This window comes from Streptomyces dangxiongensis, assembly GCF_003675325.1.
Classification (GTDB): Bacteria; Actinomycetota; Actinomycetes; order Streptomycetales; family Streptomycetaceae; genus Streptomyces; species Streptomyces dangxiongensis.
In genome coordinates this window covers 7,518,258-7,539,688 of record NZ_CP033073.1, presented here as the reverse complement: position 1 = coordinate 7,539,688, position 21,431 = coordinate 7,518,258, and the positions used below count along the sequence as shown (strand labels likewise).

At 74.9% G+C, this 21,431-nt stretch carries 17 protein-coding genes and 1 pseudogene; 10 read left to right on the top strand and 8 right to left on the bottom strand.

The window, feature by feature from the left end:
* The first annotated feature begins 224 nt into the window (after positions 1–224).
* Together D9753_RS33950 and D9753_RS33945 are read left to right on the top strand one after the other, a co-directional pair.
* The gene (locus tag D9753_RS33950) at positions 225–3,506 is read left to right on the top strand and encodes a LuxR C-terminal-related transcriptional regulator (RefSeq protein ID WP_121790486.1); all 3,282 of its coding nucleotides are present in this window, start codon (positions 225–227) and stop codon (positions 3,504–3,506) included.
* Positions 3,507–3,572: 66 nt separating this feature from the next.
* The gene (locus D9753_RS33945) at positions 3,573–4,856 is read left to right on the top strand and encodes a helix-turn-helix domain-containing protein (protein ID WP_121790485.1); all 1,284 of its coding nucleotides are present in this window, start codon (positions 3,573–3,575) and stop codon (positions 4,854–4,856) included.
* A gap of 36 nt (positions 4,857–4,892) precedes the next feature.
* On the opposite strand, the gene D9753_RS33940 is transcribed toward D9753_RS33945, so the two are convergent.
* The 3 genes from D9753_RS33940 to D9753_RS33930 form a co-directional block, all read right to left on the bottom strand.
* Positions 4,893–5,744 (bottom strand): dioxygenase family protein, encoded by an 852-nt coding sequence (locus D9753_RS33940; RefSeq protein WP_121790484.1) that lies wholly within the window; start codon positions 5,742–5,744, stop codon positions 4,893–4,895.
* 98 nt (positions 5,745–5,842) lie between these two features.
* Positions 5,843–6,781 carry an AraC family transcriptional regulator gene (locus tag D9753_RS33935; RefSeq protein WP_121790483.1) on the bottom strand — a complete coding sequence of 313 codons (939 nt, stop codon included), beginning with the start codon at positions 6,779–6,781 and terminating at the stop codon, positions 5,843–5,845.
* A gap of 410 nt (positions 6,782–7,191) precedes the next feature.
* Positions 7,192–8,088: an NAD(P)-dependent oxidoreductase gene (locus tag D9753_RS33930; RefSeq protein ID WP_121790482.1), complete on the bottom strand. Its 897-nt coding sequence runs from the start codon at positions 8,086–8,088 to the stop codon at positions 7,192–7,194.
* 603 nt (positions 8,089–8,691) lie between these two features.
* On the opposite strand from D9753_RS33930, the pseudogene D9753_RS33925 reads away from it, so the two are divergent.
* Positions 8,692–9,668, top strand: a pseudogene (locus tag D9753_RS33925) (alpha/beta hydrolase).
* Between the two features lie 161 nt (positions 9,669–9,829).
* Here the strand turns inward: D9753_RS33925 and D9753_RS33920 are convergent.
* The 4 genes from D9753_RS33920 to D9753_RS33905 form a co-directional block, all read right to left on the bottom strand.
* Positions 9,830–10,894, bottom strand: a complete 1,065-nt coding sequence (locus tag D9753_RS33920) for a YihY/virulence factor BrkB family protein (RefSeq protein ID WP_121790481.1) — start codon at positions 10,892–10,894, stop codon at positions 9,830–9,832.
* Between the two features lie 100 nt (positions 10,895–10,994).
* A complete protein-coding gene (locus D9753_RS33915; RefSeq protein ID WP_121790480.1) occupies positions 10,995–11,597 on the bottom strand; it encodes an Rv1733c family protein in 603 nt (200 codons plus the stop codon).
* A gap of 139 nt (positions 11,598–11,736) precedes the next feature.
* On the bottom strand, positions 11,737–12,570 hold the full coding sequence (locus tag D9753_RS33910) for a TIGR03943 family putative permease subunit (protein WP_121790479.1): 834 nt from the start codon (positions 12,568–12,570) through the stop codon (positions 11,737–11,739).
* Entirely contained in the window at positions 12,567–13,607 is a 1,041-nt protein-coding gene (locus tag D9753_RS33905) for a permease (RefSeq protein WP_205614330.1), read from the bottom strand. The genes D9753_RS33910 and D9753_RS33905 overlap by 4 nt, the downstream gene beginning before the upstream one ends.
* 291 nt (positions 13,608–13,898) lie before the next feature.
* On the opposite strand from D9753_RS33905, the gene D9753_RS33900 reads away from it, so the two are divergent.
* The 3 genes from D9753_RS33900 (at position 13,899) to D9753_RS33890 (ending at position 15,479) form a co-directional block, all read left to right on the top strand.
* The gene (locus D9753_RS33900) at positions 13,899–14,699 is read left to right on the top strand and encodes a serine hydrolase (RefSeq protein WP_121790478.1); all 801 of its coding nucleotides are present in this window, start codon (positions 13,899–13,901) and stop codon (positions 14,697–14,699) included.
* Positions 14,700–14,873: 174 nt separating this feature from the next.
* Positions 14,874–15,104, top strand: coding sequence for a response regulator transcription factor (locus D9753_RS33895; protein WP_121790477.1), 231 nt, complete (start codon positions 14,874–14,876; stop codon positions 15,102–15,104).
* A gap of 102 nt (positions 15,105–15,206) precedes the next feature.
* A complete protein-coding gene (locus tag D9753_RS33890) occupies positions 15,207–15,479 on the top strand; it encodes a hypothetical protein (protein ID WP_121790476.1) in 273 nt (90 codons plus the stop codon).
* A 147-nt stretch (positions 15,480–15,626) separates the two neighbouring features.
* On the opposite strand, the gene D9753_RS33885 is transcribed toward D9753_RS33890, so the two are convergent.
* Positions 15,627–17,159 (bottom strand): hypothetical protein, encoded by a 1,533-nt coding sequence (locus tag D9753_RS33885; RefSeq protein ID WP_394346820.1) that lies wholly within the window; start codon positions 17,157–17,159, stop codon positions 15,627–15,629.
* A gap of 307 nt (positions 17,160–17,466) precedes the next feature.
* On the opposite strand from D9753_RS33885, the gene D9753_RS33880 reads away from it, so the two are divergent.
* The 4 genes from D9753_RS33880 to D9753_RS33865 all read left to right on the top strand — a co-directional run bounded on the left by D9753_RS33880 (position 17,467) and on the right by D9753_RS33865 (position 21,392).
* The gene (locus D9753_RS33880; RefSeq protein WP_121790475.1) at positions 17,467–17,808 is read left to right on the top strand and encodes a hypothetical protein; all 342 of its coding nucleotides are present in this window, start codon (positions 17,467–17,469) and stop codon (positions 17,806–17,808) included.
* Positions 17,805–18,290, top strand: a complete 486-nt coding sequence (locus D9753_RS33875) for a hypothetical protein (RefSeq protein ID WP_240468355.1) — start codon at positions 17,805–17,807, stop codon at positions 18,288–18,290. Before D9753_RS33880 ends, D9753_RS33875 begins: the two co-directional genes overlap by 4 nt.
* A 393-nt stretch (positions 18,291–18,683) precedes the next feature.
* Positions 18,684–20,183: a hypothetical protein gene (locus D9753_RS33870; protein ID WP_121790474.1), complete on the top strand. Its 1,500-nt coding sequence runs from the start codon at positions 18,684–18,686 to the stop codon at positions 20,181–20,183.
* A gap of 120 nt (positions 20,184–20,303) precedes the next feature.
* Entirely contained in the window at positions 20,304–21,392 is a 1,089-nt protein-coding gene (locus D9753_RS33865; RefSeq protein WP_121790473.1) for an NADH-quinone oxidoreductase subunit B family protein, read from the top strand.
* The last annotated feature ends 39 nt before the right edge of the window (positions 21,393–21,431 follow it).

The following is a 21,431-nucleotide window of genomic DNA, read 5'->3' as shown; positions in this document are numbered from 1 at the left end:
GATTGCCGGTCCGGTCGTCCCCGCACGGCGCCCGCAGTGGCACCTGCGGCCCGATGGCAGCGGTTGTGCCGGTGCACCGAGTGGCGGCTCGGATGTTGTGCCGCGTCACAAGGCGGGGCGCGCCGGCTACCTCGGAAACGCGCAGGTGGCAGCGGTGCCGACCCGGCCGGACGACCCGGACGTACGGCTTCCGCCCTTCTTTACGCGTCAGTAAGGTCGCGGGAATGACCGGACAGACGCCCCTGGGACCCGCCCCGCGGTACCGGCCGGGTCCGCAACGGCACGTCATGGCCGCGCTGTGGGACCGGTTGCGCGGCGAGGGTGCGTGCGTCGTGACCGGTGACCCCGGCAGCGGTCGCTCGGCCTTCCTCGCCTGGGCCGCGGGCGCGTTCACCGCCGGGCCCGTCGTGACCGTACCCGCCGATCCCACGTGGTCCCGGCGACCGCGGGCCGGGCTCAGCGCGTTGTGCCACGCGGCCGGGGTGCCGGCCGGCGCCGTGCGCGCCGCCGACCCGGAGCGGGAGATCATCGGTGCGCTGGGGGCCACGGCCACGGCCCCGCCCCGGACCGTACTCCTGTGCGTCGACGACGCCCATCTCTGGGACGCCCCCTCCCGGGCCGTTCTCGGCCGGCTCGCCGCCCGCCTCGCCGGGGGCAGCCGGGTCGTCCTGCTGCTCAGCGTCGCCGGACACCGGCCCGTGGACCCGGAGTTCGCCGGTCTGCCGCTGCTGCGCCTGGATCCCCTGGCCCCGCAGGACGCCGCGTCGCTGCTGGACGACGCCGCGCAGGGCGCGCTGGACCGCGCGGTACGGGACGAGATCTCGGCCGCGGCGGAGGGCAACCCCGCCCTCCTGCTGCGCCTGCTCCACCGCCTGACGCCGGCTGAGCTGCGCGGCCTCGCGCCCCTGCCGCGTCCCCTGGCCGACACCGGGGCACTGACCGCGCTGGCCGGTCGACATCTCGCCGGACCGCTCCCGGGGCAGCGGGACCTGCTCCTGGTGACCGCGGCAGCCCTACAGGCCTCCGGTGAGCCGACCGTCGAGGCCGAACTCGTGCGCCGTGCGACCGCGCGGCTCACCGGGCACACGCCCTGGCCCGACCCTCCGGCGGACCCACGTCCCACCGCCGCCGGCCTCACACCCGACCCCCGTACGCGGCCCCACCACATCCACTCGGACGCGACCGGCCCCGCTCCGCGACTCCACCACGCCGACTCGGACGCGACCGGCCCGGCTCAGCGACCCCTCCGCGCGGACCGCGCCACTTCACCGGGCTCCGGTGCGCAGCCCCCGGCGCCCGACTCGGCCGAGTGCCACTCCGATCCGCGCCTCGTGGCGCTGCCCGCGTCCCTCGATCACCTCGAACCGCACCCCGGTCCACGACCGCGTCCTGTCCCGTTGCCCGAGTCGCTCGTCGCCGCCGATGGCCGGCTCGGCTTCCGCAGTGGGTTGCTGTGCCGCACGGTGTACGCGAGTGCGCCGGCCGAGCGGCGCCGTGCCGCCCATGACGCCCTGGCCGGTGTGCTCCCCGACGGGCGCGGTCTGCCGGCGTTGCTGCACCGCTCCTGGGCCGTCACCGCCCCCGATCCGTCGCTCGCCGCCGGTCTCGCGGCCGCCGCGTCCGACCCGGCCCCGGCGACCCCGCCCGCACTGCGCTGCACCGCCCACACACGCGCCGCCGAACTCACGCCGGACGGGACCCAACAGGCCAGGTGGTACACGGCCGCCGCCGAACAGGCCCTGCTGGCCGGGCAGTCCGCCCGCGCACTGCGACTGCTCGACGCCGTCCGCAGTCGCCCGGCACCACCGGCGCTACGCGCGCGTGCCGAGCTGCTGCGCGGGACGGTACTGCGCTGGGACGGCCCGGTGGACGACGCCCACGAGACCCTGCTGCTCGCAGCGGCGTCGTTCGCTCCGCACGACCCCGAACGGTCCGCCGAGGCCGCCTTGGACGCCGCGGACGCCGCCTGGTCGGCGGGCGACCTCGCGGCATGCCTGCGCGCGCTGGCGGAAGGCCCCACCCGCGCCCCCTCCTCGCCCGGCACATGCGGCGGGGACCGCCCGACCCGGCCGGGTCACATGCATCCGCCGGCCGGGCAGCCCCTCCTCCCACCCACCGACCCTCGCCTCCCGACCCGCCCGGCCCGTGGCGCCGTCGTGCCGTCCGCCGTCCTGCGTGACCACCGCGCGGGCCTACGCGCCGTCCTGCTGGGCCACTTCGGCGAGGCTGCCGCCCCTTTGCGGCGGGTCGTGAACCACGCGTGGACGGCGGACGCCCCCGAACGGCCACCACACGCGAGGGACACCCCCGAACCACTCCCCCGCACCACGGACACCCCCTCTCCGCTCCCCCATCCGGCGGACGACCCGGAGCGGTTTCTGCGGGCGGCCGCGGCGGCACTGCTGCTCGGGGACACCGCCGCCGCCCGGCGGGCCGGTGCGCGCGCGCTCGCGGTGGCCCGTACGCACCGGTGCGACGTGCACGAGGCGCAGGCACTGGAGTACCTGGCCTACGGCGAACTCCGGGCCGGACGGCACGCCCTGGCCCGTACGCACGCCGAGGAGGGCCTGCGCACCGCGTACCGCACCGGGCGGCGCAACACGGCCGCCCACCATCACGCCGTACTGGCCCTGGCGGCGTCGATCGAGGGCGACGCGCTCACCGTCGCCGAGCATGTGACGGCCGCGCTGGCCGTCGCCCGCGGGCACGGGCTGGCCCAGGCCGCCGCCCTGGCCCAGTGGGCGACCGCCCGCGCCGATCTGGGCCACGGCCGGCCCCGCGAGGCCGCCGAACGGCTGGGCCCGCTGGTCCGGCCCGGCCCGGGGCGCGGTCACTTCGCCGTGTGGATGCTCGCCGTACCCTGCTACGTGGAGGCGTGCGCGCTCGCCGGGCAGCCGGAGCAGGCCCGGGACGCGGTCGAGGACTTCGCGCGCTGGACGGCCTGCGACGCCGACCCCCAGGCCCCCGCCCAACTGCTGCGTTGCCGCGCCCTGCTGGCCTCGCCCGAGACCGCCGACCCGCTGTACCGACAGGCGCTGCGCCGGCACGAGGAGGCCGCCGGCGACTTCGAACGGGCCCGCACGGAGCTTCTGTACGGCAAATGGCTGCGCAGACGCCGCCGGCTGCGCGAGGCACGCATCCGGCTGCGGGCCGCCCAGCTCGGTTTCGAGCGGTGCGGCGCCCGCCCGTGGGCGCAGCAGGCGGTGGCGGAACTCCGGGCGAACGGGGTGGCCGGGGTGGGCGGAGCCGTGGCGGTGGGCGGAGCGGTGCCCCGGGGCGACGGCGTCCGGTCAGACCCGCCGGCCCGGCTGACCCCGCAGCAGTTGCGCATCGCCCGCGGTGTCGCCCAGGGACTGACCAATCGGGAGGTGGCCCTGAGTCTGTCGGTGAGCACCCGCACCGTCGACTACCACCTGCGCAACATATTCTCCGCTCTCGGTGTCCGTTCCCGGATGGAGCTGGCGCGCCTGCTGGCGCGGACGGAGAAGTCCGCTGCACACCTCTAGGGGCCGACCGGGCGGTATGCCATTCTTCGAGCACGACGAATCAGCCGCCCCCGGGGGAGAACCGCGATGCACCCTGCCGTACGGCCACGGCCCGTGTTCCGGCCGGGATCCCCGCCCGCGCCCCGGTCGCGCGCGCCGCGTTCCCGGTCGCTGATCGACGCCGAGGCCCTGCGGGTGCTGCACCGTGCCGCCCGCATGCTGCTGGACGGGCTGCCCGGCCTCACCGACCGGCTGGTCGACGCCCTGCGGGAACGGCAGCCGGCGTACCGGGCCGCGCTGGACGACGACCGTCCCGGCACCTGGCAGGAGGTGCACCGCTCGCTGCGGCACAGCGTCTCCTCGCTGCTCGATCCGCGCGGCACCCGCGACACGGCCCGCCAGTGCTCCTGGCGTATCGGTGTCACCCGCGCCGAGCAGGGGATCCCGTTGGACGCGGTGCTGCACGCCTACCGGCTGGGCGGTGCTCTGGTGTGGCAGGAACTCGTCGACGTCACCTGCCGTACCGCTCCCGAGGACGTACGGCTCCTGGTGCATGTGGCGGGCGACGTCTGGGACTTCGTCGACGAGCACTGCACGCTCGTCGCGGACGCCTACCGGCAGACCGAACGGCAGCTCACCTGGCGGCGTGAGAACCGGGTGCGGCTGCTGGCCGCCGCCCTGCTCGACGGCACCGGCCGCATCGCCGATCTGCCGGAGACCGCGCAGGCCCTCGGACTGCCCGAGCAGGGCCGGTACACCGTCGTCGCGGTCGCGGGCGCACGCTCCGCCGACGCCGTGCGCGCCCTGCTGCCCCCGCGTGTGCGGGTGCACTGGCACACCGGCCCGGAGACGGACTACGGCATCGTCGCGGCCGAGGACGGCAGCGTCGCGGCCGGAGACGGCAACGCCGCCGTACCGGCCGCAACGCCGTCCGGACTGCGCGTCGGGATCGGTCCGGCCGTGGCGGGGCTGGCCGCGGTCGGCGAGGCGCGCCGGCTGGCGGACACCGCCCTGGGCCTGTGTCCCGTCACGGGCGGCACGGTACGGCTGGCCGGTCACCTGCCCGAGGCGCTCGTGGTGTCCCGCCCGGACCTCGCCTCCTTACTGGTCGAGCGCGCGTTCGGTCCGCTCGGGCGGCTGGAGCCGGGCGACGCCGACGTGCTGCTGGACACGGTGGCCGCCTGGCTGGCCTGTGACGGTTCCGCGCAGCGGGCGAGCCGTCGGTTGTACTGCCACCGCAACACCGTCCTGAACCGCCTGCGCCGCTACGAGCGGCTGACCGGCCGTTGCCTGTCCCGCCCGGCCGACCTGGTCGAGACCGCCCTGGCCCTGACCGCACGCCGGCTCCTCCCCCCTCCCCCGGCGCCGTGAACGCCCGCCTCCCCCGGTGCCTCGCCCTCCTCCCTGTCAGGCGGCCCGCCACAGAGCGGGTACCGCCGGGGGCTCCCAGCCGGGCTGGGCCGTGTGCGGCTGCAGGCAGGTGTAGGCGCGGCCCGCGTAGGTGACCCGGTCCCCCGCCCGGTAGGTGAGGCCCACCACCCAGGTGCCGCCCGGCGGAGTGTCCGTCGGGGTGGGGCCGGGTCCGGGGTCCTGCGGGACGTCGAGGACGAAGTCGAACGCCGCCTCCCGGCCGCCGCCCGCGTCCCGCACGGTCATCACCAGCCGCGGGTCGAAGATCGTGTCGGTGGTGTTGCGCGGCTCGTTCGGAAAGTAGAGCTGCGTGGTCAGCACGGACCGGCCGGGCGCCTGCACCTTGACGTGGAGGTGCCGGGTGCGGCCCGGGTAGAGGCCCGGCACGATCGTGGTGAGCGCGAACGAGCCCTGCGAACCGGTGTACTGGTGCCCCCGCAGCCGGAACCCGGTGTTGTCGTACGCGCCGTTGGTGTCGGCCTGCCAGAAGTCGAGCAGGACGCCGGTCAGCGGGCGGCAGGCCCGGCCGAAGACGTAGCCCGTGACGGTGAGCGGGGTTCCCGGCATGCCCGGTTCCAGGAGGCTGGTGCGCTCCGGCGAGCGGGGCTTGAAGTAGGGGCCTTCGATCTGTTCCGGGGTGGGATCGTCGCCGTCGTCGCACGGCGGGGTGAGGCCGGGTGCCGTGCCGCCCGCGGTCAGGGTACGGGCGAGGGCGGGGCCGCCCATCAGGGCGACGGGGATCGCCGCGGTGGCCGCGAGCGCCGCGCGCAGCACCGTCTTGCGGCCCACGAGCCGGGGAGACCTCGTCCCGTCCGCCGCGCCCGGCTCGTTCGCACCCACGTCGTCCATGTGCATTCCGTCCGCGTCTGCCCCGCCCGCGTGCGCTCTGTCCGCGTGTGCTCCGTGCATGGCTGCTCCTCCTGTGGGGGGTCGGATCGGCAACGAACCTAGGCGTGGGCCGACGGGGCTTCGAGGGACTGGTGAGGGCGGCTGTGGTGTTTTCGGAAGTCGCCGGGGCTGCTGCCGGTCTCCCGCCGGAAGAACCGGCTGAAGTAGGCGGGGTCGGCGGACCCGGTGCGGGCGGCGACCTGTCGTACCGACAACTCGGTGTGGGCGAGCAGCCGTTGCGCCTGGTACGCGCGTGCCTCGATGAGCAGCCGTCCCGGCGGGCGGCCGGTTGAGGTCCGTACCGCCTGTGTGAGGTAGCCGGGCGTCACGCCCAGCCGGTCGGCGCACTCCCGCACGGACCACCCCGCCGCCCCGGGGCGGGTGAGCAGCCGCGTGAACGCCTCGGCCACGGCGGCCGGCCGTCCCCCGGCCTCCGGTCCGCGGCCGTCGCCGGTACGGTCCGGCAGCCGGGCGGCGCGCACGACGAGCACGTGGAGCAGGGAGCGCAGGACGCTCTCGTGTCCCGGAGCCCGCTGCCGGTGTTCCGTGACGAGTTCGGCCATCAGGCGCCCGACGGAGCGGTCGTGTTCGGCGTCCAGGGCGAACCAGCACTGCCGGCCGAGTCTCCGCAGTGTCTGGCGGTCGCGGGGGTGGTCCACCAGGAAGTCGTCGGTGAACAGCGCGAGCGTCCCCTCCGGCCCCCGGCCGCCCTCCCAGTGGTGCACCTGGCCGGGCAGGACGACCGCCGGGTGCGGGGGCCGTACGGGCCAGCGGGCGAGGTCGACGACGTGGGTGCCGGAACCGGCGCTCACATGGACGATCTCGTAGAAGGTGTGCCGGTGCGGCCGGTCCCAGCGGGACAGCGGTCCGACCGCCGCGAAGGTGCCCGCGGCGAACGGAACGGCGTCCGGCCCGTCCACCTCCAGCCGGTGCAGGGGTACGTCTCCGACCGGAGGCGGAAGGCCGGGGGTTCCCTGGAAGACGGTGGTGCTGCGCATCGGCCGTGGTCCCTTCGGTGGAAGGTGTCGGGTCACCCATCGGTACCCCACCGGCAGGGGTCAGGTACAGACCAATCGGGTCGGTGTGACGATGCCACGGACGGGGGCCGGTGAACGGCGCCGGGCCGCCGCTTGCACTGTGGCTGAGCATTCGCCTCGTGCGGATGCGCAGCGGACAACCCCGCGCTTACGCCGCCCGCCACCTCGGCATCCCGCCGGGAAACTTCAAGGCCCGCTCAGCCGCTCCACGCCCCGGCCGGCCGGGCACCCCGAGCCCCGACGGCCCCGGCGCACCGGCCCTTCAGGCGGACAACCGGCCTTCGTCACGGGCGCGGCGGCACGCTCGGGCCGCTTCCCACTGGTGGCGGGTGGCCGCCGGGCCGTGCCGGCGGCCCCGGCGCACGGGCGCCTCAGGCGAACGGACGGCCGTCGGGGTCGAAGCTCGCGAAGTAGGCGGCGGCCATGTCCTCGGCGCCGTGGCCCTGCGCCGCGGCTCGCTCCAGGCGCTCCGCGCTCGCGGCGGCCACGTCCAGGCGCACGCCCTCGCGTCGACCCGCCTCGACGATGAGCCGGGCGTCCTTGGCGGCCGTGTCCACCGCGAACTGGGGCGGCGACAGTTGGTCGTCGAGGATCAGTCCGGACTTGACGCGCAGGTACGGCATGTCGAGCGGGCCGCCGTCGATGGCGTCGAAGAAGCTCTGCGGGTTCACGCCGAGCGCCTGTGCCAGGGCCATCGCCTCGCCGGCCGCGGCGGTGGCCGCGATGACCCAGCCATTGGCGACCAGCTTCAGCCGTGTGGCGCTGCCGGCCGCGCCGTCCTCGCCGGTCCACACGGTGCGGGAGCCGACCGCGTCGAACACCGGTGCCACGGCGTCGCGGTGCTCGACCGGCCCCGCGGCGAGGACGAGGAGCCGGCCGGCCTCGGCGGGCTGGCGGGTGCCCAGCACGGGTGCGTCGAAGAAGACGAGGCCGTGCTCGTGCGCGAAGGCGGCCAGTTCGCCGATGGTGTCGAGCCCGGCGGTGGTGGACTGCGCCCAGAGGGTGCCGGAGCGCAGTGCGGGGGCGGCCTCGCGCAGGACGTCCAGGACGGCCCGGCCGTCGTAGAGCATGGTCAGGACGGCGTCGGCGCCCTCGACGGCCTCTGCGGGCGTGCCGGCGACGTGCACGCCGTGGGCGGCGAGGGGTTCGGCCTTGGCGCGGGTGCGGTTCCAGGCCCGGACGGTGTGCCCGGCCCGAACGAGGTTGCGGGCCATCGCGGCGCCCATGATGCCGGTGCCCAGGACACTCACGGTCAGCTTGGCGGACATGTCGTCACCTTCCTGATGGTTGCTTGCGGGCGTTGGCCGGACACGTCACGCGGGTCGCGGGGCGCGTCCGGGTGGCGCGGAGCCGGTCCGGTCGGAGGCCGGCGCGGACCGTTCGGGCGGCGGTCCGGGACGGGCCGGGGCGGACTGGGCCGCCGGGGCCACGCCCGGTACCGTTCCGGCATCGGGTCCGGCGTCGCGGGGCCGGCTCCGCAACCGGACGGCCGGACGGCCGTCCGTCCGATCCGTCTCTCCTGGGTGAGGATACGGACCCGGCCGCCGGGCAGCTCCTCCACCGGCCCGTTTGCGCGTCGCCCTCCGGCACGCGGCCCGGAACCGGTAGCGGAGCGACACGTCGGCTCCGGCGGAGGACGCCGGCCGGATCACGCGGGCGTACGACCGTGGGCGCGGCGCCCCGCGTCCCCTACCCAGGGACCCGGCGCCCCCGCCCCGCTCCACCGCGTCCCGCGCCTCCCATTCGGCCCCCGCATGCGCCGGGGACCTAATCCGTGCACTGTGGCTACACCGGCGGTGCGCTGACGGACAAGCGTCCCGAGCCCGGCGGTTTTACGGTGGCGAGGCACCCCCGAACCGAGGAGAACGTCGATGTCCGATGCCGTAGCGCCGGTGAAGCCGGTACTGGAATCCGCCGCAGCAGAGTTCGCCGCGGCGACCGCCCAGCCGCCGTACCTGTTCGACCTGCCACCGGCGGAGGGCCGCAAGGCGGTCGACGAGGTGCAGTCCGGCGCCGTCGACAAGCCCCCGGTCGACGAGGAGTGGATCACCGTCCCGGGCGGCCCCACGGGCAGCGTCCGCACCCGCCTCGTCAGGCCCGCCGGTGCCACCGGCACCCTGCCGGTCATCCTCTACATCCACGGCGCCGGCTGGGTGTTCGGCAACGCCCACACCCATGACCGTCTGGTACGCGAACTCGCCGTCGGCGCACAGGCCGCCGTCGTCTTCCCCGAGTACGACCTCGCCCCCGAGGCCCGCTACCCCGTCGCCATCGAGCAGAACTTCACCGTCGCCCGGTGGATCGTGGAACAGAACAGGGCGCGGACCACGGCCTGGACGCGGCCCGCATCGCGGTCGCCGGTGACTCCGTCGGCGGCAACATGACGGCCGCGCTGACCCTGATGGCCAAGGAACGCGGCGGCGTCCCGCTGCTCCAGCAGGTGCTGTTCTACCCCGTCACCGACGCCGGCTTCGACACCCCGTCCTACCACCAGTTCGCCACCGGCTACTTCCTGCGCCGCGACGGCATGCAGTGGTTCTGGGACCAGTACACCACCGACGCCGCCGAACGCGCCCAGATCACCGCCTCCCCGCTGCGCGCCACCACCGAGCAGCTCGCCGGCCTGCCCCCGGCCCTCGTCATCACCGGCGAGGCCGACGTGCTCCGCGACGAGGGCGAGGCGTACGCCAACAAGCTGCGCGAGGCCGGCGTCGCCGTCACCGCCGTGCGCTTCCAGGGCATCATCCACGATTTCGTCATGCTCAACGCCCTGCGCGGCACCCACGCCGCCACGGCCGCGATCGACCTGGCCGTCCGCACCCTGCGCACCGCGCTGCACACGGACTGAGCCCGGCGCCCGGCTCGGCGCCGGGGCGCCAGCGGTACCCGGCACCGGCCGCTCCGCCCACGACGGCGGGCCGGCCGGTGCGGGTGTCCGGGCTCGTCATCGGCCTGCGGCAGGACCGGTTCGGCCCCGGCGGCGGGCGGGCCGAAGAGTCGCTTCCGGTGTCAGGTCTCGTCGAGGCGGCGAACGTCCTCCTCGTCCCACTTCCTGGTGTCGCGCGGCTGGGTGTACGGCTCGGCCTCGGGCGGATGACCGCCCGCGATGGCCCGCTGACGCACGGTCTCCGCGTCGAACTCCAGGCCGAGCAGGATCGCCAGGTTGGTGAGCCACAGCCAGACCAGGAAGATGATGACGCCGGCCATGGTGCCGTAGGTCTTGTTGTAGGACGCGAAGTTCGCGACGTAGAAGGCGAAACCGGCGGAGGCGACCATCCAGATCAGCAGGGCGAGGACGCTGCCCGGGGTGAGCCATTTGAAGCCCTTGACCTTGGCGTTGGGGGTCGCCCAGTACAGGATGGCGATCATCACGGTGACGAGCAGGACCAGCACCGGCCACTTCGCGATCGTCCAGACCGTCAGCGCCGTGTCGCCGATCCCCAGCGCCTGTCCGGCGCGGCGGGCCAGGCCGCCGGTGAAGACCACGATGAGGGAGCTGGCCACGGCGAGCACCATCAGGACGACGGTGACGCCGACACGGACCGGCAGGATCTTCCAGACCGGGCGGCCTTCGGGCATGTCGTAGACGGCGTTGGCGGCGCGGATGAAGGCGGCGACGTAGCCGGACGCCGACCACACGGCCAGCACGATGCCGATCACGGCCACGAGCGAGCCGGTGCCGGAGCCGTTCTGCAACTGCCGCACGGCATGAGTGATGATGTCCCGGGCGGGGCCGGGGGCAAGGTTCTTCAGATTGGCCAGCACCTTGTCGGTGACGGACCTGCCGGCGACGGCGAGCAGCGAGACCAGCACGAGCAGCGCCGGGAACAGGGACAGGATCGCGTAGTAGGTGAGCGCCGCGGCCCGGTCGGTCAGTTCGTCGTCCCGGAACTCGCGCAGGGACCCCTTGAACACCGCCGCCCAGGCCCCCCGGGGCAGTTTCGCGGGATTGTCCGGGGCCCGCCGTTCGACGTCCTCGCCGGGACCGGCCTCCTCGGGCGCCGGGATCCGCGTCGCCGGGGCCTCGTCGCCGGGCTGCCGGTTGTGTCGCCAGGGGAGATGCAGCTTCGCCATGGGCCCCGGGTAACCCCGCGACGCGACCTCAAGCCCTCGGGCTCGCACGAACGCCCGCACGAGGACGCCCGGTGGTGGCCGGGGTCGGAGTCCCGGAGGGTCAGCCCCGGCCTCCGCTGAGGTTGCCCCACCGGGGGCCGATCTGTTTCCACTCCTCGTCCCACTCGGCCATGCGCCGCCGGATGAGGCGGTTCCGGATCACCCATCCCACCCCCCAGACCGCCGCTCCGGCCGACGGGGCGAGGAGGGCTCCGGTGAGGGCCGCCTGGAGATCCGCCCCCGCGCCGATGACGGGCGCGGACACGATCCGGTCCGCCTGGTTCGTCCACACCGTGACCGGGGTCCCGGCGGGGTGTCCCGGGAGGACCTTCGTCCGGTCGGTGTGCACCGAGCCGTCCGGGTCGGTCCAGCGCACCACGGCCCACACGCGTCCGTCGTCGTAGCCGGTGCCGGCCGCCGGGGTCGTCGCCACGTCGTCGGTGAGCACGGCGGACACGGCATGCAGCCGGGCCTGCCGCGCCGTGAACACCGACTCGGCGGTCTGGGCCGCCACCAGGCCCGCGAGGACGCCGACGGCCAGCGCGAGCACCCAGGTGACGAGGACGATCCAGGCCTCGACGACGTCGCTGTGCCGCCGGAGCGGGTTGCGCCGCCAACGCCACAGCCGCACCTGACTGACCGTCGTGGGAGGTGTCCGTGTCATTGTCACCGCCTCCTGGCACGCGGTCTTGCGGACCCGGTCCGCCGAACCTCACGACACCATCGTGCACCCCAGCCGGGGCTGCGGCGCGTCCGCGTCGGGGGAGACGCACGGGCGGCCTCCCGGCGGACCTCCCCGGCCTCTAGGAGGGCGTGAGCGGCAGGTCGTCGGTGTAGGCGTTCACCGGCCGGGCGACGGGGCGGGCGTCCGCGACGTCGAGGGCCGCCTCGGCGGTCGCCGTACCGAGGGTGCCCCGTGGGTGCCAGGTGCCGGTCACCGCGAGCCAGGTGTCGGCGGGAGGCGCCTCGGTGCCGTACATGCGCACCTTGACGGTCTGCGAGTCGGCCGCGCAGCACGAGAAGACGATGCGGGTGAGATACCAGCCGCCGTCCTCGCCGGCCGGTGTGACGAAGCCCGTCAGCCGGACGGTCCGGCCGCGGACGGCGTGGCTGCGGTCCTGCTGGACGTGCCTGCTGAAGTCCGTGAGGGTCAGCGGCAGCGGCGAGGTCGCGGGCAGGGGGGCGAAGCCTCCCCGTAGGGCGAGGGGCTTGCCGTTCGCGCGGGCCGCCGTGTAGGCGCCGAGTGCCGGCGGCGCGTGGAAGAGCAGGCTCAGCGCCGGGAGGAACAGCAGCCAGGCGATGCGCGGGACGGCGGTGTGGTCGTGGCCGTGCCCGGGTTCCTGACCGTGCGTGGGAGCGTGGTCGTACGCGGGGTCGCGGTCGTACGCGGGGTCGCGGTCGTACGCGGGGTCGCGGTCGCCGTGGGACGCGGGTCGGTGTCCGCCTCGGGTGACCGCCGGCAGGCCGGAGCCGAGTCCTAGGGCCAGGCCCAGGAGCAGCAGGATCACGCCGGAGGCGATCAGCGGGGGACGCAGTCCGGCTTTGACGTAACGCAGGTAGGTGTCGGTGAGCAGGGCCGTGTGCAGCAGGCCCGCGCCGGTCAGTGTCAGGAGCAGGGTCTGGACGTGGCGTCTCACAGCAGCGCGCCTCCGGTCAGGACGCTCAGGACGACCGCGACGACGGTGGTCGCCGCGGAGAACCGCCACGCGAAGGCACGGCCGAAGGTGCCCGCCTGGAGGGCGATCAGCTTCAGGTCGACCATCGGGCCGACCACCAGGAACGCGAGCCGGGCGGTCGGCGGGAAGCCGGTGAGGGACGCGGCGACGAACGCGTCGGCCTCCGAGCAGACGGCCAGCAGCACGGCGAGACCGGCCAGGAAGAGCACCGCCGGCCAGAGCGTGCCGGAGAAGGCGTCCAGGACGGTGCGCGGCACGGCGACGTTGAAGGTGGCGGCGGCCATGGCGCCCAGCACCAGGAAGCCGCCCGCGTGCAGGAAGTCGTGCTGGAAGCCGAGCCGGAACTCGGTCCAGCGGCTGTGTCCGTGCCGGTGGCCGGTGTGCCCGTGGCGCAGGAGGGGCCGCAGCCACTCCTCCTTGCCGAGCCAGAGCCAGAGCCAGCCCATCACGGCCGCGGTGGCGAGGGAGGCCAGCAGGCGGGCGGCGACCATCGCCGGGTTGCCGGGGAAGGCGACGGCGGTGGCGGTGAGGACGACGGGGTTGATCGCCGGTGCGGAGAGCAGGAAGGCGAAGGCGGCGGCCGGGGTGACGCCCCGGCGGATCAGGCTGCTCGCGACGGGGACGGAGGCGCACTCGCAGCCCGGCAGGACCGCGCCGGCGATGCCGGCGACCGGTACGGCGAGGGCCGCCCGCTTCGGCAGCGCCCGGGTGAACAGTGCGGCCGGGACGAAGGCGTTGATGGCGCCGGACAGGGCGGTGCCGAGGAGCAGGAACGGCAGCGCTTGGACGGTGATGGCCAGGCAGACGGTGCGCCAGGCCTGGACGGCCGGCTGGTCCAGCCACCGCGTGCCCGCCGCGAGGAGTACGGCGGCGGCACCGGCGGCGAGCGCGAGGGCGGCGGCGCCGGGCGGCCGGGGCGGGACGCGGCGCTCGGGCGGGCCGGTGGGTACGGCCGCCGGCCCTTCCGTCACGCCAACCAGTTCATCCGTTTTTTCCATGATCGCTCCGGATGTCGGTGTCCGGCCGACGATAGGCGAGAGGGGCTGCCGCGACGGCCGTACACGCCGTGGAAAGGCCGCCCGGACGCGCGTATCACACCCCCGGGAGGGCCGCCCGGGCGCGCGTACCTGCCACCGGAAGGGCCGTCCGGGCACGCGCACCCACCACCGAAGGTGACCCGGCAGCACGGTGCGCCCCCTCGGTGGCTCTTCTCACAATTCGGCCCGAAAGGGCCTGGGAGTGACGGGTGCCACGTCGCCGGACGCGCGGGGTGGCTACCTTCGTGACCCATGCCGTCTCTCCCCTCTCCCACCGCACGTGTCCGTGCCGGCGCCCTCCTGGCCTCGGCAGCGGCCCTCCTGTCCGCCGGTCCCCTCCAGCCGGCGACGGCCGCCGCAGCGTCCTCCACGGCGGGCGCGGTGCACGCCACGGCCGCCGTCCTCGACCTGGACCGCACCGGCGGCACGCCCGTGGTCCACGGCCAGGACAGGGCGTACGACACCGCCAGCATCGTCAAGGTCGACATCCTCGCGGCGCTGCTGCTCCAGGCACAGGACGCGGGACGGCAGCTCACCGCGCGGGAGCGGGAACTGGCCGAGCCGATGATCCGGCGCAGCGACAACGCGGCGGCCGGCACGCTGTGGCGCCGGATCGGCCGGGCCTCCGGGCTGGCCGCGGCGAACAGGCGGCTGGGGCTCACCGCCACGACGGGCGGACCGGGACCCAAGTGGGGGCTGACCCGGACGACCGCGAGCGACCAGATACGGCTGCTGCGGGACGTGTTCGACCCCGGCGACCCGGCGCACGCCGCGCTGCACCCGGCGTCCCGTGCCTACGTGCGCACCCTGATGAGCCAGGTCGTGCCCGAGCAGTCCTGGGGCGTCTCCGCGGCGGGTGCCGGTGGCGCCGGGCGCATCCTGAAGAACGGCTGGCTGGAGCGCAGCACGACGGGCCGGTGGGACGTCAACAGCGTCGGCGAGGTCACCGTCGGGGGGCACCGGTGTCTCGTCGCGGTCCTGACGGACGGCAGCGCGTCCATGAGCGACGGGGTGTCCCTGGTGGAGCGGACGGCGCGGGCGGCCGTGGCCTGAGGGACCCGCCGGCCGACGGGGCCGCTCGAGTGGGACAAACCGTTGATCGTACCCCTGTGACACGCCTGTGACAGTCGGCGGACACGCCCATGAAGTCCGGCAATCAATCTGGTGGAACAAGGGCAAAACGCCCTAAGCGGACACCCCCCGAGCCGTTCTGCCGGAGGAACCACCATGAGCGCCACTCTCGCCCCGTCGCCCACCGAGGCCCCCGCCCCCGCGCTGGCTCCGCGCGAGCGGGAGACGCTCCGGCACATCGCCGCCGGCCGCACCTACGTGCAAACGGCCCGCCACATGGGACTCTCCACCCACACCGTGGACGCCTACCTGCGCCGCATCCGGGCCAAGCTGAACATCACCAACACGGCCCAACTGACCCGCACAGCCATCGCCATGGGCCTGTGACCGCCACGAGCCCGCGGCCGCGGCTCCGCCCGGGCTTTTCGGCCGACTCGGAACGGGCACGCGGCCGGGGTACGACTCCCGAACCGGAGGAGCGGTGCCGCGATGGCCGAGTACGAACGTTCCCGCACGATGCCGGCACTGCCCGAGCACGTCTTCGACCGGGCCGCCGACATCACGCAGCTCGATGCCTGGCTCCCCGACCGCCTGCACGTGGATGTCGAGAACCCGCCCGCCGTAACCGTGCACGAGGACAGCACCGGGCAGGTCGACGAGGGCCACGACCCGGGCGAGCAGGCCGTGTACGAGGCCCTGGACGGCAGTCTGGGACGGCTGGAGGAGCAGGTGCGGATCCGGGTCGACAACCCGGCCGGGTGACGGGGCGGGGCCGGTCGTCCGGCGTCCGCCGCTCCTGACCGGCCCCGTCGAGCAGCACGCATTCGGCGGCCGGCTCCCCACCTGGCCGTCCGTGATCGCCGCGCTCGGCCAGTGCCCCGCCGACGCCGGTCAGGGTGGGCGGTCCTGTCAGTTCGCGGAGGAGCCCAGGGTCCGGGTCGAGTAGGCGCATTCCGTGTAGATGTAGCCGGGCCTGAGCTTGGCGGTGTCCGAGGCCGGGGTCGCGGCCCTGTCACCGTGCGGCTTGTGCACGAAGTACGTGGTGCCGGCGGGCAGGCTGATGGTGCGCCGCGGATAGTCCCTGCCGCTGTCGTTGCAGGGCTTGAAGCGGGCGGCCAGTGTGTCGGCGAACGAGTAGGACCGGCAGCCCCCGCAGCCCTTGAGGGTGAAACTCCCGGTGACCGGGCCGGTGTACAGGACGGTGATGTCGTCCGGGCTGTCGTTCTTGACGGTGATGGAGATGCTGCCACCGGAGGCCGTGGTGGGCAGCTTCCGGCCGGCCGCGGGGAGCGTCTGGGCGACCTCGGCGGCTATGGCGGTCTTCTGCGCGCGCGCCCGGTTCCGGTCGTGCTCGTGGTCGGCGGCGAACCGTTCCATCGTCTTCTGGGCGGCGGCGAAGTCACCGTCCCGGTACTGGTCGACGCCGCAGGCGTACGCGCCCGAGTCACCGGAGCGGCCCGCCCGGCCCGCGGCCTTCGCCAGACCGCCGTCCGTGTCGCCGGCCGACCGGGACAGGTCGCCGATCCGGGTGTTCAGGGTGTGCAGTCGCTCGACGGCCGCGCAGGGTTCGTCACCGTCGACGGCCTTCTCCGCCGTCTTCACCGCCGAGTCGACGGCGGGCACCACCCTCGCCGCCGGCGCGGACCGCGGGAAGGTGTCCAGCAGGTCGCCGAAGCGGGTCACCCAGTCGGCCTCGTCGGCCGCGATGCGCTGTGCGCCGCACTCGTACAGGGCGGTCGCGAGCCGGCCGTCGGGCCAGTGGGCCAGCGAGCCGAGCCGGCCCTCCGGCATCGTGTCGGGCACGGTCCGCAGGTACTTCAGCGGCTCGACGGCGTCGCAGTACTCCTGGTGGCCGTACGGAGCGGCGACCGTCGTGTAGTAGGTCCGCAGGCTGTCGGGGACCTTGTGGGCGGCGCGGGAGCCGGGGTGGTCGGCGGCGATGTCGCGGTAGACGTCCAGGGCGGTCCGGTAGTCGGCCCTGGCGGTGCCGAACGGCTGCCGGCCGCTCGCGGCCACGAGGTCGTCGGCCCGCTCCAGACGGCCGAGAAGCTGCTGTTCCACGGCCTCGTCGTGGGCGTCCTGGTACCAGAGGGCGCCGCCGGCCGGTACGGCGAGGAGCAGCACGCCGAGCAGCAGTGCGAGGGGCGCGCTGCCCGGCCGGACCAGTGGGGTGCGCAGTCCGGTGAGACCGCCGTGGACGGCCGCCGCCAGCAGGAGGACGGCGTAGCCGGCGAGCGCGGCGCCGGGGACGCCGTCGGCGTCCGCGGGGAGCGCGAAGAGCAGGAACAGGCCGGTCACCACCCAGCACGCGGCCGTCGCGAGCCGGCGCCGCAGCAGGGCGTAACCGAGTCCGAGACCGCTCAGGTTGAGCACGGCGACCGCTGCGGCCCGCCAGACGTCCGGCGGCCCGGGCGGCGGGCTGGGCGGCGGGCCGGGCGGCAGGGGCGGCAGCGGCGGCGGACCCGGCGGCAGGGGCGGCTGCGGTGCTCCCGCGAACCCCTGACCCGAACCGTACGGACCTTCGGACATGTCGGCTCCCCCCGGTCAACTGCGCCCGCATGTCTGCGGATCGGCAGTGTACGGGGCCGGACGCGGGCCCGACAGAGCTCCCGAGAACCCCCTCCTCCACACATCGCCCACATCAGCGTCATGCCCCATTTGTCTGATCATCCTGGGCGGCCTATCGGGGTCCGTCCGGGCGGACCCGCCGGGAGAGGACCACAGTGCGACCGAGGGAGGCGGGGACGGCATGAGCGGCGCACGGTGGACCGCTCCGGCCACGCGGACCGGACGTACCGACGGCGCCGAGGCGGCACCGGCGACCGTGGCCCGCGCGGCCGGTTCCGCGTCCTGGCCGCCCGTGTCGAGGCCCACGCCGGCCGGCCGCCGGACGCTCCTGGTGGCGGGCCTGCGCCGGGACCTCGTCCGCCATGCGCACGGCGACCCCGGCGACGACGCGGCGCTGGTCACGCTGGAGCGGCTGCCCGGCCGCCGCACGGGCCGTGACGTCCGGGCGCCCCGGCCCGTGAACGGCCCCCTTTCGGCCCCTTTTTCCCGTCCGCGGCCCGGCGGGGCACCGTGTCGCCGATGATGGGCAGGACGAAGCCCGGCGAGGGGAGGGAGACGGCCGTGGGGTGGACGACCGAGGAGTTCGGGGAGTCGCACGAGGGCATCGTGGGTGCCGTCCTGGCCGACGGCAGCGAACCGAAGCCCGCCTGTTTCGACATCGGCAGCGGCGCCGAGATGTACGCGACCAGCGAGTGGTGGGCGTACGACGGCAGCATGACCCGCCCGAAGGCGGCGGCGGTGCGCGCCTCGTGCACCTGCGGCTGGCGCGGTCCGAGCGCGCCGGTCCCGTGGGAGGAACTGGCCGGGGACGGCCTGGAGGACCTGGACGTCTCGCGTGCGCGCCGGGACTGGAGCGAGCACATCCGTACGGTGGAGCGGCAGACGGTGCCGCTGCCGGACGAGCTGGCCCAACTGCTGAACGCCGTGGAGGACAGGCTGTTCGCGCTGGCCCCGAGGACGCGCCGGCCGCCGCCCTGCGGGCCGTCGTCGCGCTGGACCGCCTGACCCGGCGCGCCGGCCGGGAGGCGGCCTGCATGATCGAGGAGGACCCGGACCGGCGGTGGGAGGCCCTCGGCAGGGCCCTGGGCATCGGCGCGGACCGGGCGCAGTCCCTCGTCACCCACTACCTGCTGCTCCGCTGAACCTCGCCCCCCTGCCCCGCCGCGCCCGCGCCCGCGCCACCTCGGCGCCCCTTTCCCGCTGCGCCCCCGCCACCTCAGGCTCCCCCCTGCCCCGCCGCGCCCGCGCCATCTCGGCCCCGCTGACCCACCGCCGCGTGGCGGTCACGGCGCGTGCCCTCCCCTGTCCGGCGCAATGACGGTGCGCCTGAGGGGCGGGCGGGCGCGACGGATGTGACCGTGGGGGGGAGAACCGCGGACGCTCCGGTGAGGAGAGGGCATGGCCAACAGGGTCGGCGAGGGCTGTGAGCAGCTCAGTGCCGTGGCGGACGCCGTGCTGTACGAGGGCTATCTGCTCTATCCCTACCGCCGCTCCTCGGCGAAGAACCGGGTCCGCTGGCAGTTCGGGGTGCTGCTGCCCCGGAACTGGGTGGAGCGGGACGGTCCGGTCACGCCGGGGATCTCCGGCTCCGCCGACTCGTGGTACCAGCGGACCGAGTGCGTGCTGCGGGTCCACGGCGAGGACGCCGTCGTACGGGTGCGGGTGCGCTACCTCCAGATGCAGCACAAGCAGGTGGAGGCCGCGGACGGCGACGGGCGGCACCGCCCGGTCCAGTCGCTGCGGACGGCCGACGGCGTCACCCACCTGTCGTTCGAGGAGGCGGTGCCCCGCGAGACCGAGCTGGTGCTCCCGCTGGCCGAGCTGTCGCGCGGCGGGCGGACCGTGCCCGTGGGAGCGCCGGCAGGTGCGGAGTACGAGCCGTTGCCGTCGGGAGCCGGGCGGACGGTGCGGCGGCGACGGGAGGTGCGGGCCGGGACGACGGTCCTCGCCGAACCGCTCGGGCCGGGGCTGTACCGGCTGCGCGTACGCACCGAGAACACCGCCGACGCCCCGGACCCGCAGGCCCCGCGGGGTGCGGTGCTGGGGCAGGCGCTGCTCGCCACCCACACGCTCCTCGCCGGGGACGCGGTGGAGTTCGTATCGCCGATCGATCCGCCCGCCGCGCTCGCGGAACACGTGAAGGGCTGCCGCAACGCGTTCACGTTCCCCGTGCTCGGCGGGGCACCGCCGGCGTCCGCGGACGGCGACGGGGCGACGGGCGCCTACCTGCTCTCCGCGCCGATCATCCTCCCGGACCATCCGCAGGTGGCGCCCGAGAGCCCCGGCGACCTGCACGACGCCGCGGAGATCGACGAGATCCTCACCCTCCGCACGATGCTGCTGACCGACGAGGAGAAGGCCGAGGCCCGGGCCACCGACCCACGGGCCGCCCGGATCCTGGACCGCGTCGACACCATGCCCCAGGAGGTCTTCGCCCGGCTGCACGGCACCATCCGCTCCCTGGCACCCGCGCGGGCGCCGGACTCCGGCCGGCCCGCCTGGTGGCAGGAGCACGGCGACGACGGACTGTCCCCGACGACGGACACCGTGCCGGTCGGCGGGGTGCCCGTGGGCGGCGGCAGCCGGGTGCGGCTGCGCCCGCGCGGGCGGGGCGCCGACGCCCAGGACATGTTCCTTCAGGGGCGGACCGCGCAGGTCGCCGCGGTCTTCCACGACGTGGACGGCAGCGTCCACCTGGCCGTCACCGTGGACGACGATCCCGCCGCCGAACTGCACGGCTGGTACGGCCGGTTCCACTACTTCCGGCCCGAGGAGCTGGAGCCGCTCGGCACCGCCGGCGCACCGGGCCCGCCCGGACCGCCCCGGCCGCAGGCCCCACGGCCCGCGCGGCCCGCCGACCGGCGGCCGGAGAGCGGATGGTCCGATGCGTGCCCGTGAGACGCCGGAGGGCGTCCGCACGACGGCCGCCCCCGGCGAACCCCCCGCACCGACCCGCGCGGCCCCCTCGGCCGCGGCCCGAAACCCATTCCGTGACCGGCTGCAACGGAGGCCGCAGACATGACCACACAGAGCGGTACGACCGAAGTGCTTGGCGAGCCCAGCAGGGCCGAGGCGCGGGAGGGCTTCGACGAGATCACCATCCTGTGGATCTCGGAGGGGATGAGCTGCGACGGCGACACCGTGTCGCTGACCGCGGCGGGGCAGCCGTCCATCGAGGACGTGGTGCTCGGGCTGATCCCGGGCCTGCCGAGGGTGATCCTCGTCAACAAGGTCCTCTCGCCCAGCCTGGGCGGGGAGGACTTCCTGGCCCCGTACCGGGAGGCGGCCCGCGGCGAACTGGAGCCGTTCATCCTCGTCATCGAGGGCTCGGTCCCGAACCAGAACATCATCGAGGGCGACGGCTACTGGACGTCGTTCGGCAACGACCCGGAGACCGGTCAGCCGCAGACGCTGAACTGGTGGATCGACCAACTGGCGCCCAAGGCCTGGGCGGTGATCGCGGCCGGGACCTGTGCGACGTTCGGCGGCATCCACGCCATGGCCGGCAACCCGACCGGCTGCATGGGGCTCGCGGACTACCTGGGCTGGGACTTCAAGGCCCGGTCGGGGCTCCCGATCGTCAACGTGCCCGGCTGTCCCATCCAGCCGGAGAACTTCATGGAGACCCTGGTCTGGACGCTCCAGCACGCGGCCGGTGCCGCTCCCCCGCCGCCGCTGGACCACATGCTGCGACCGCAGTGGCTGTTCGGCAAGACCGTGCACGAGGGCTGCGACCGGGCCGCGTACTACGAGCAGGCCGACTTCTCCAGGGACTACAACTCCCCCAAGTGCCAGGTGAAGATCGGCTGCTGGGGTCCGGTCGTCAACTGCAACGTGCCCAAGCGCGGCTGGATGGGCGGCGTCGGCGGCTGCCCGAACGTCGGCGGCATCTGCATCGGCTGCACCATGCCGAGCTTCCCCGACGCCTTCATGCCGTTCATGGACGAACCTCCGGGCGGCACCTTGTCGTCGTTGGTGATCAAGCCGTACGGGGCGGTCATCCGCCGGCTGCGCGGCATGACCAACGACATGGTGAACCACGAGCCCAGGTGGCGTCACAACAAGGAGAAGCTGACCAGCGGTTACGACCCGCACTGGCGCGCGTGACCCGGCCGGCCGCCGCGCCCGTCCCGCAGTCCGTCACGT